At 37.4% G+C, this 11034-nt stretch carries 7 protein-coding genes; 4 read left to right on the top strand and 3 right to left on the bottom strand.

Annotated elements, in window-relative coordinates:
- Positions 1–702 precede the first annotated feature (702 nt).
- Positions 703–3801 (top strand): plasmid replication protein, CyRepA1 family, encoded by a 3099-nt coding sequence (locus PN450_RS02410; RefSeq protein WP_271835310.1) that lies wholly within the window; start codon positions 703–705, stop codon positions 3799–3801.
- Positions 3802–3897: 96 nt separating this feature from the next.
- The gene (locus PN450_RS02405; RefSeq protein ID WP_271835309.1) at positions 3898–5208 is read left to right on the top strand and encodes a tetratricopeptide repeat protein; all 1311 of its coding nucleotides are present in this window, start codon (positions 3898–3900) and stop codon (positions 5206–5208) included.
- Between the two features lie 76 nt (positions 5209–5284).
- On the opposite strand, the gene pyrE is transcribed toward PN450_RS02405, so the two are convergent.
- The 3 genes from pyrE to PN450_RS02390 all read right to left on the bottom strand — a co-directional run bounded on the left by pyrE (position 5285) and on the right by PN450_RS02390 (position 8520).
- The gene (gene pyrE, locus PN450_RS02400; protein WP_148764689.1) at positions 5285–5902 is read right to left on the bottom strand and encodes an orotate phosphoribosyltransferase; all 618 of its coding nucleotides are present in this window, start codon (positions 5900–5902) and stop codon (positions 5285–5287) included.
- 150 nt (positions 5903–6052) lie between these two features.
- The gene (gene cydB / locus PN450_RS02395; protein WP_271835308.1) at positions 6053–7066 is read right to left on the bottom strand and encodes a cytochrome d ubiquinol oxidase subunit II; all 1014 of its coding nucleotides are present in this window, start codon (positions 7064–7066) and stop codon (positions 6053–6055) included.
- Between the two features lie 11 nt (positions 7067–7077).
- Positions 7078–8520 (bottom strand): cytochrome ubiquinol oxidase subunit I, encoded by a 1443-nt coding sequence (locus PN450_RS02390; protein WP_271835307.1) that lies wholly within the window; start codon positions 8518–8520, stop codon positions 7078–7080.
- A gap of 308 nt (positions 8521–8828) precedes the next feature.
- On the opposite strand from PN450_RS02390, the gene PN450_RS02385 reads away from it, so the two are divergent.
- Positions 8829–9074, top strand: a complete 246-nt coding sequence (locus PN450_RS02385) for a FeoA family protein (protein ID WP_271835306.1) — start codon at positions 8829–8831, stop codon at positions 9072–9074.
- Positions 9071–10870, top strand: a complete 1800-nt coding sequence (gene feoB, locus PN450_RS02380) for a ferrous iron transport protein B (protein ID WP_271835305.1) — start codon at positions 9071–9073, stop codon at positions 10868–10870. Before PN450_RS02385 ends, feoB begins: the two co-directional genes overlap by 4 nt.
- Positions 10871–11034: the final 164 nt, after the last annotated feature.

Below are 11034 nucleotides of genomic sequence, written 5' to 3'. Positions count from 1 at the left end.
TATAATTGTTTCTTGAATATCTTCTTTCACTTATCTATTGACCTCTCCAGGTGGTGTGCATTCTTATTGCTTCTTATTGAGAATAGATTTTGATGACATTTTTGGTGATTTACTGTTTCTCAAATGCCTTTTTTCACTTTGTCTGTTTGTTTTGATGCTCCCTTTGATTTTCATCTCCGTAATTTCCCTCTGTAACATTTTGGGGTGCGGAATGTGGGATAGAATACCAATTTTCCCGGTTTCAAAAAACTTTACCAGAATTACCGCCTGGTTGTTGAGATACTCACCGACCTAAAGGTGTGGTGATTCTTGACGCTTCACCGACTGACGCTAACCGTTGCTAGTCTTACTCTGTCTCTGCACCCGTTTAGAGTCGTGGCAATGCCCTATCCCGACACTTAGGCTTGGCTGAGTGCAAGCTTTTTTCAAAAAACATATTGTCTATTAAGTTTTTCTGGGGATTTTATTTCTTGGAAGTCCCCAAGCTATTGGTAATAATATGACCCGTGCTGCTTCTGAGTTACGCAAACTGTCTATCTATGCTCGTTGCACAGCCCTAACCACACCTTGATATATTCACAGAAGTATTTATCAAAACAAAGTAAAAAAAATAACACTGAAATTTGAAAAATTATTTTATAAAAAATCAGCCTAGCCGTGCTAAAGTTTTGATCTTGTTATATTCCTTAGCTGCTTCAGCTTATGCATCTGCATTCTTTACATCAACAACACCTTGAAGAATTAGTCAAGAGTAGTGGTATAAACTTAGACTTAATTCGTTTAAATTTCAAATCGCTTCAAGGCATAAATGCTTATGAATATTTGCTGATTTCTGACCAACTCCCTCGCACCAATACAGGGATGATTAAAAACGCTTGGTTACAGCGGTATACCCACATTACAGAAGGTGGTTGGTGGTGTTCTGGACTAGACCCTCTCAATAATTGGCATAAGATGGAATGGGGATGTTTTAAACCCAACCAACCGCGACAAAATCAAAAAGGTAAATCCATCAAATATGAACATCCTCCCAGCACCCCCACACGCATATTTTGTTTACGCATATCCTTACAAATTTGGCAACAAGTTGGCCAACGTTACAACTTAGCCATACCGGAAAATATTACTATTAATCATGATGGTGAAGCCGAAGGTTTTTGGTCATGGGTAATTAAAAATAAAATAGCCATTGTCATTTGTGAAGGTGTGAAAAAAGCCGCAGCCCTTTTAAGCCAAGGATATGTTGCTATTGCTATTCCTGGTATTAATAGCGGTTATCGAGTTATTAAAGATGAATTTGGCAAAGTTACCCGGCGGCAATTAATACCTGATTTAGCAGTATTCACAAACATAAAACGCAACTTTTATATTTGTTTTGATTTTGAAACCCAAGCCAAAAAAATTGCGGCTGTCAATAATGCTATTTCTCAATTGGGTTGTTTATTTCAACAACAAAACTGTCCTGTTAAAGTTGTCGAACTTCCAGGCAAAGAAAAAGGAGTTGATGAATTTATTATTGCTAAAGGTGCAACAGCCTTTGATAAAACTTATGGTCAAAGCCTAGATTTAGATATTTATATTGCCCAAACCAAACCCCATACAGAGTTAACAATTCCCGCTGCACTTACTGTTAACCGTCCTTATTTGGGAAAAATTGCCTTTCCTACCTCTGGTTTAGTAGGAGTGAAATCAGCCAAGGGTACAGGTAAAACCACAGCATTACAAAGCATTGTTCAACGAGCAAAAAATCATAATCAACCAGTTTTATTAATTACCCATAGAATCATCTTGGGACGGTTTTTATGTGATAAAATCGGGATTAAATGGGGTTTTGAGCATGAATCATGGCGGATAGAAGCTGATGAAGTACCTGTTAAATGTCCGTTACCAATTACGTCATCTTTGGGATTATGTGTAGATTCAATTTGGAAATTAAAACCCGAAGATTGGCGCGGTGCAATATTAATTTTAGATGAGGTTGAGCAGTCTTTATGGCATTTACTCAATAGTAATACCTGTAAACAAAAACGAGTTAAAATTCTTCGTATTTTCCAACAACTAATTTCTACAGTTCTCACAACAGGAGGTTTGATAATTGCCCAAGATGCCGATTTATCAGATGTATCTTTAGAATATTTACAGACCTTAGCCGGAATTAAATTAAATCCTTGGGTAGTTGTCAATGAATGGAAACCGGAAAAAGGTTGGGATACAACTTTTTATGATTCACCCAATCCCACACCCCTAATTCATCAATTAGAATTAGATTTAATTGCTGGACGTAAATGCTATGTTACTACCGATAGTCGTTCTGGCCGCTACAGTTGTGAAACTATTGAACGTTATTTAAAAGAACGTTTACAGAAACTCAGAAGAGAATTTCCTGAAACTTTAGTAGTTAGTAGTCATACTACTAATACACCTGGTCATGCAGCCGTTGATTTGATAGCTGCTATTAATCAAAAAATCACTGATTATGATACTGTTTTTGTTACCCCTAGTTTGGGAACAGGAATTAGTATTGATGTTCAACATTTTGACCGAGTTTATGGCATTTTTCAAGGGGTAATTCCTGACTCAGAAGCCCGTCAAGCTTTAGCAAGAGTTAGGGATAATGTTCCCCGTATTGTTTGGTGTGCTAAACGCGGTATTGGCTTAATTGGTAGTGGCAGTACAAATTATCGGTTACTATCTAATTGGTATCAAGAAAATCAAAAAGAAAACTTAGCTTTATTAAGTCCATTACATAAAATAGATGTAGATTTACCTCTAGTTTATGATCCTATTCATTTACGCACTTGGGCAAAATTATCTGCTAGGGTAAATGCTTCTATTCGTCTTTATCGGCAATCAATGCAAGATGGATTAATAACTGATGGTCATCAAATTCAAATGCGAAGTAATGAAGTCCAAAATAACATTCTTCGTGATTTGCGTTTAGCCTTTTTTGCCACTGAACCTAGTGATGTAGAAAATCGCAAACGGTTAATTGTAGAAATTGTTAAAGTGCAAAAAGATTGGGGACAAAGTCTTCAAAAAGCCAAGGAAATTAAACGCAAAATCAAAGAAATTAAGCAGCAAAATCAATCAGCAGCAGCAAATTCTGTAGCTAATGCTAAAGATATTGACTATGTGGAATATGAACAGCTATTAACTAAACATTCTCTTAGCAATGGAGAACGTCATCAAGTTGATAAATATATTCTCAGACAAAGGTATGGAATTGTAGTTACTCCCCAACTCAAATTACAGGATGAAAAAGGTTATTATGGACAATTATTAATTCATTATTATCTGACTCATGAAAGTGAATATTTTCATGTAAAAGATCAGCAAGAATGGAGTCAGCAGTTATTGTGGGGTGAAGGTAAAGTTTTTCTCCCAGATTTAAGAACTTATACGTTGAAAGTAGAAGCTATGCGGGCTTTAGGAATAATGCAATTTCTGGAAACGGAAAGAGTATTTAGTGAAAATGACGCTGATTTAATTTGGCTAAAAAATGTAGCTGGACAAAGTAGTAGACATATTAAACGCGCTTTAGGTATTGATTTAGTTAGAGGTAAAGAATCTGTTGCGGGAATTAAGTTATTAAGCCGACTTTTAGGTTTGTTAGGTTTGAAATTACAGCAAGTCAATGATGGTTATAAAATTGATTTAGACACTCTAAATGATGGTAGAGATAAAATATTTGCAGTTTGGCAACACCGTGATGATTTGATGTTAACTACTTTACATAATATGGAACAGGAAATGGTTAATTTGCCTGAAAAGTCTCAACAAGAAGCTGTACTGATAAGTTAAACAACAAAAAAACAGATCCCCGACTTCTCAAAGAAATCAGGGATCTATCTGATCTATCTGTGGTAAAATCTATTTTGTGTGCTTACAAGTTACAAAATGAATAAAAATATTGATTTTGATGTTGTTAATGCTTTACACCAACAGGGTTTAGATCATTATCATGATGGTAATTATCAACAAGCACTGGCTAATTTTGATGCGGCTTTAGAATTATATGCTAATTTTTCGATGGCTTATATTAATCGAGGTAATATTTTTCATATTTTAGGTAATTATCAAAAAGCTATTGCTGATTATAATCAATGTATAAAAATCAATCCTAATTTTCCTGAAGCTTACCATAATCGGGGTAACAGTTATTATGCTTTGCAAGAATATCAAAGTGCAATTTCTAATTATAATCGTTCTCTAGAAATTAATCCTAAATTTAGTGCAGCTTACTACAATCGGGGTTTAGTCTATGCCCGTATTCAAGATTATTATCAAGCAATTGCTGATTTTAATCAAGCATTAAAAATAGTTCCTGATGATATTCAAGCATACTATGAACGGGGTTTAGTCCATAGTAATTTGGGAGATTATGAAAATGCCATTAAAGATTACAACCAAGCATTACAAATTAATCCTACATTAGTTTCAGTATATGGTTTTCGAGCAAATGCACATCACCAACTGGGAAATTATGAAAATGCGATTATTGATTATAATCAAGCATTACAAATTGATCCTCATTTAGCAACAGCTTACTATGGAAGGGGCATGGTACGAGAAGCTATACAGGATCTTATTGGTGCAGTTGCAGATTATACTCAAGCTATAGAAGTATCTCCAGAATTTGCCTCAGCTTACTGTAAGCGAGGAGATGCTTACAAGTTGTTAGGTAATATACAAACAGCTATTCAAGACTATAACCAAGCATTAAAGATAGATTCTGATTCTTTAGCAGCATATTATCATCGAGGAAGTAGTCGTTATATAGCTAAAGATTTTACAGGAGCAATTAGTGATTTTACTGAAGCTTTACGATTAGATTCCCAGTCTGCTGTATTTTATAGCGATCGCGCTAATGCTCGTTATGCCCTAAAAGAGTATCAAAAAGCTATATCAGATTATACTCAAGCCATCAGCATTAACCCTAATTTAGCTGAAGACTGGTTTAATCGAGGTCGTAGTCACTTTCTAGTAGGAGAATTAAATACCGCATTAGCAGATTTAAATCAATCTATTCAATTGCAACCACGCTATCCTTTAGCTTATTTAGTCAGAGCAGACATACATAGACATTTGGGGAATCAGCTAGACGCAATCGCCGATTTCCGTAAATCTGCTGATCTCTATTCTCAGTCAGGAAACACGCGATATTATCAGGAAATTACCAATCTGATTGCCAAAATGTCTCAGATTTGAATAGGGAACAGGGAACAGGGGAGAAACTTCTTTCTTCTTTCTTCCTCCTGACTCCTGACTCCTGACTCCTGACTCCTCAGTTAATTTCTCGATAGCGTTTTTGAAGATCCTGAATTGTGAATAAAGCCTCAAACTGTAACCCAGCCGACTCATATAACGCCCCACCACCTTGCAATCTATCTATTAGGGAAATTACCCTGTCTACCGTATAACCAGCCGCCTGTAACCGCTCCACAGCCTTGAGCGCAGATTGTCCAGTTGTTACCACATCTTCCAAAACCACAACTTTTGCCCCCTGGGGTAAACTGGGACCTTCAATGTAAGCCATTGTCCCGTGTCCCTTGGCTTCCTTGCGAATAATTAAAGCTGGTATAGGTCTATTTTCGTACACAGAAACCACACTAACTGCGGAGACAATCGGATCAGCACCTAAAGTTAAACCAGCTACAGCTTGAGTATCTTCAGGCAACATTGGTAACAATAACCTCGCCATAGCCAAAGCACCTTGAGGATGGAGTGTGACTTGTTTACCATTAATATAGTAAGAACTACGTTGTCCAGAGGAAAGAACAAAATCACCTTCTTGATACGCAAGCTGGCAAAATAAATCTAGTAGCTTTTGACGGAGAGTAGTTAAATCAGTTGTAACAGCCCAAATATCTGGGTTGCTAAGGGTTTGAGTGGAATAAGACATTACAAACAATTAAAAGTTGTGTTAAACCAAAATTGAAACTCAATAGAGTTCTCCAATTAAGCATAAATTAAGATTTACCCAAAACCTAGCGAGAATTAAATTAATTTAATTCTGTCCGCAGAAACGAGCTTGGCTTTCGCACGGAGAGTGTCAATCTCCCTCTTCGCTGATGACTACCTTACCTCGAAAGACAAAGTAATTGTAGATGTTGTAAAACAACATAATCGGAATCAAAAACCCAATGAAAGTAATCATAAAAACCATTGAAGTAGCAGAAGATGCTGCTTGATAAATGGTAATAGTGGGGGGAATAATGTAGGGAAAGGCAATAAATCCTAAACCAATAAATGTCAGCAGAAATATTAATGCTGTGTAAACAAATGAGGCAACTTCCTCTTTCCGGTTTAGGCTTTCTAACAGCAACCAAATCAACAGCATACCCAACAAAGGAATCATGGCAAAAATATAAACTTCTGGTTGATGAAATAGTTTAATTCTAGCATTTTCATAGACAATTGGCGTAGTAATGGTAATTAAAATTGCGCCAATAAAAGTTGTCCAAGCTGCTAATTTTGCTGTACGAAAATGAGTTTCTTGTAATGTCCCTTCAGTTTTCAAGATCAGGTAAGTTGAACCAATCAATACATAACCTTGTACAAGTGTCAATGCTGTTAATAATGATTGCCAACTTAACCAATCCCACATCCCACCAATAAAATGCCCGGCCGCATCAACTTTGATTCCTGCTAATACACCACCCAAGGCAAATCCTTGAAATAAAGCAGCAATAAAACTGCCAATTCCAAAGGCAAAATTCCAAAAACTTTTATTATCAGAATGTTCTCGAAATTCAAAAGCAACAGCCCGCAAAATTAACCCCACAACCATTACCATCAAAGGTAGATAAAGGGCATTTAAAATTGTTCCATAAGCTAAAGGAAAAGCCCCAAATAATGCTCCTGCCATCAAAACTAACCAGGTTTCGTTAGCATCCCAAACGTTACCTAAACTGGTCATTAATAAACTACGGCGTTTCTCATCAGAAGCAGTCAAAGAGAGGATACCAACGCCTAAATCAAAGCCATCTAAAAGCACATACAGGAACAGAAATAGCCCTAGAATGAAAAACCAAACTTGTGGTAAAAAGCGCAATAAAGCTGTCATATAACTTCTTTCTATTGTGGCGTTTCTAAAGGACGACTATCAGGAAGATGAGTCACCGATTCAGTGGCAATTACTGTATTTATCTCACCTCCAGGTATTGGTAAAGTTAAATCTGGTCTTTTACGAATAATGCGGCTACCAAAAAACATCGCACAAACAAATAAAACACTGTAGAGAATAGTAATAACTGTCAAAGAAAATAACACTTCACCGGGTGGTAAATGAGAAGCTGCATCAGTAGTGCGAATTTGCCCGTATACCGTCCAAGGTTGTCTTCCCACACAGCGCACAATCCAGCCTGCTTCAATCGCAATATAGCCCAAAGGTGCAGCTAAAATCCAAGCCCGTAATAACCATTTTTGTTGAGTTAAGTTATTTGGACTCAGTTTACCTCTGAGCCATTGTAGGATACTCCACAGCATTAATCCTACTAAGAAAAAGCCGATTCCTGCCATGATTCGGAAGGAATAAAAAATCAAGGGAATCATTGGTGGACGGTCTTCTGGTTTCCATTCTTTCAGTCCTAATACTGGTTCAGAAAGTTTGGGTTTGAGATCTAAAATGTAACTTAAACCATTAGGAATAGAAATTTCCCAATCATTTTTTTCCGCTTTTCTATTAGGTATTGCTAATATATTCCACTTGGCAGATTCCCCAGCGGGAATTGTTTCCCATTGGGCTTCAATTGCGGCTAATTTAGTTGGTTGATAGTGATAAACTTGATCACCACTAGCGTGACCAATGTAGACTTGTAAGGGAGCAACAAAAATAGATATTGCTAAAACTATTTTCAATGATTTGCTGAAAAATTCTTGATGGCGATTATTGAGAATATACCAAGCACTAATGCCACCAATGACAAATAAAGAAGTCTCCAATGTTGCCAAGAACATATGGAGAACACTATTTACCATGAAGGGATTTAAAATTGCTTGGAAATAGTCATCAACAATAAATTTACCATTCACCATTTGTCCACCACTAGGAGTTTGAAACCATGAATTAGCAACCAAAATCCAGAATGTGGAAAGATTCGCCCCAAAAGCCACGAGAATAGTCGCTAAATAGTGAATTGCAGGAGGAACTCGCTCCCAACCAAACATCATAATTCCTAAAAAAGAAGCCTCTAGCATAAATGCCATTGAGCCTTCAAATCCGAGAATACTACCTAAGAAATCTCCCACTGCTTCTGATAATGGGGCCCAGTTAGTCCCAAACTGAAAACCCATTGGTAAACCTGATGCAACTCCGATTCCAAAGTTTAGTAAATACAGTTTTGACCAGAAACGAGCGTGATGATAATAAGTGGTATTTTTGGTTTTTAACCAGAGTCCTTCTACAACAATTAAGTAGATAGACATACCTGTAGTGATTACAGGCCAAATCATGTGAAAAATTGCTGTAAATGCAAATTGCAAGCGTGATAAAGCTAGGGTATTAGATAAAATTTCCATACTCTTTAAGGGAGTTACGCAAAAGGGCTAAATACCTATTCAGGATACACATTAATATTTGTTTACATTATATTACTTCCAAAAGTTTTAAGCTTTGAAATGTTTGACAATCGGTCGTTTAAGGTTTGACAATCGGTCGTTTTATACTTGTTCTATGCAAAGGTATTAACTGCAAAGATACCCATATCAAAACCAACCTAGAATATAACCGTACAGAATAAATCTTTTGAGATAATTTTGATATTTTTGTAAAAATATGAGATTATATTGATAATTACTCTCAATACAACTGAGAATTTTTCTAAATAATGGTAAAAAATCATCTTGGCTTGTTACAGCCTGGTCAAATTGCCACAATTACTCAACTGCACAGTGAATCTGGATTACAACAGCGCCTTCTAGCAATGGGTTTCCGCACCGGTAGGCAAATTGTGATGTTGCGTCGGGGATGGCTTTCTGGTCCACTCCATGTCCGCATTGGCACAACAGAAGTGATGCTACGTTGCCGGGAAGCTAGAGAAATAGAAGTTACAAATGTGAGTAAGGGAATATGACTATCAAACAGATTGCGGTTTTGGGAATGCCAAATACTGGCAAATCTACCTTTTTTAACCGTTTTACAGGCGCTAATGCGAGTATCGGCAACTGGCCGGGGATGACAGTAGATTTGATGATGGCAAAAATCAAACTTGGTCAGGAAGAAGCCGAGGTAGTAGATTTGCCGGGAATTTATGATTTACGGGGTTTTTCGGAAGATGAGGCCGTGGTGCGGGGGTTTTTGGAAAGTACACCAATTCACTTAGTAATAATTATTCTCAATGCAACTCAACTTGACCGCCAAATTAGTCTAGCTTTACAGATCAAACATTTACATCTTCCCGCAGTATTATTACTAAATATGGCAGATGAAGCCCCAAAATTTGGGGTAAAAATTGAGCCTAATAGAATAGCCAAGCATTTGGGAATACCAGTGCTGCCCATTAGTGCTAAGTATGGTGATGGTTATGATCAGGCAGTAAAAGCGATCGCACAAACTCTCCAGCAACAGCAAGAACCAATCACAGCAGGTTCTTTAGCACAGTGTTCTGCGTGCGATAGCAAAATTGCCTCAGAAATGAGCAGCTTATTGGAGGATGCAGTGTATACTCCGGAACAAGTTGAGGAAAACCTGACAACACGCTTAGATAGAATTCTGTTACATCCAGTATTTGGCTTACCGTTGTTTTTTGCAGCCATGTTTTTGATGTTCCAGATAGTATATGCCCTGGGAACACCTGTGCAAAAGTTTATGGGAGATACCCTGGACTGGTTTAAGGGAGTAGCACTAGAACCAGTATTAGGCGGTTTACCAGCATTTTTGAAAGGTTTCTTAATTGACGGTCTTTATACTGGTATGGGAACAGTTGCGGCTTTTATCCCCGTCATTGTTTTATTTTTCTTCTGCATGGCCATTGTAGAAGATAGTGGTTACTTGTCGCGTTCAGCATTTTTGATGGATGCTTTTATGGAACGATTGGGGTTAGATGGTCGTTCTTTTGTGATGTCGTTGATGGGATTTGGCTGTAATGTCCCCGCAATTATGGGGACAAGAGTGATGCGTTCCCCTGGGTTGCGAATGCTTTCCATGCTCGTTATCCCCTTTTCTTTGTGTTCAGCACGACTGAATGTATTTATTTTCATGACTACAGCTTTATTTTATCCTCACATTGCACCTGTAGTTTTATTTAGTTTGTATTTATTTAGTTTTGTCGCAGCTATTTTGACCGCATTTTTGTTTAGAGGCAGATATCCGAATAAAGAACCATTGGTATTAGAATTACCACCTTATCGCTTTCCCACCATCAAGCAAATGTGGTTACGTGCTTGGGGGGAAATTAGGCATTTTTTAAAGTGGTCAAATCGGTTTATTATCTTTGGTGTGGTAGCGATTTGGTTATTAAATAATTTGCCTTTTGGTGTCCCAATTGCCAGTTCCCAAACATTATCAGGAATGATCGGTCAAGCCACACAACCATTATTAGCACCTATTGGAATTAATGCTCAATTGGCTGTAGCTCTGATTTTCGGCTTTATTGCTAAAGAAATTGTTTTGGGTGGTTTAGCGGTAATTTATGGTAAATCTCAGGGTGCAGATTTAATGGGGACTATTGCCCATCAAATTGACTGGGTACAGGCTTATAGTTTTATGTTATTTACTCTCCTTTATGTCCCTTGTTTGTCAACTGTTGCTGTTTTGAAAAGTGAATCTAAAAGTTGGAAATTTGCAGTTATATCTGTAGTTTGGTCTGTTGGTTTAGCTTGGGTAACAAGTTTTATTTTCTATCAAAGTGCAAGAGCTTTAGGATTTTAATTTTTCACAGCAATTTTTATCTGCTTAGAGGATGTTTGAAAAGTTTTGAATGTATAAATTGACCCCTCTCCAAACCTCTCCCCGACGCGGGGAGAGGCTTTGAAAACCCCATTCCCTGGTAGGGAAGGGGGGCAGGGGGGTTAGGTTTTTGGAGATTATGGGTT

Source organism: Dolichospermum lemmermannii CS-548 (assembly GCF_028330815.1).
GTDB classification, from domain to species: Bacteria; Cyanobacteriota; Cyanobacteriia; order Cyanobacteriales; family Nostocaceae; genus Dolichospermum; species Dolichospermum lemmermannii.
This window is presented reverse-complemented; position numbering and strand designations above follow the sequence as displayed.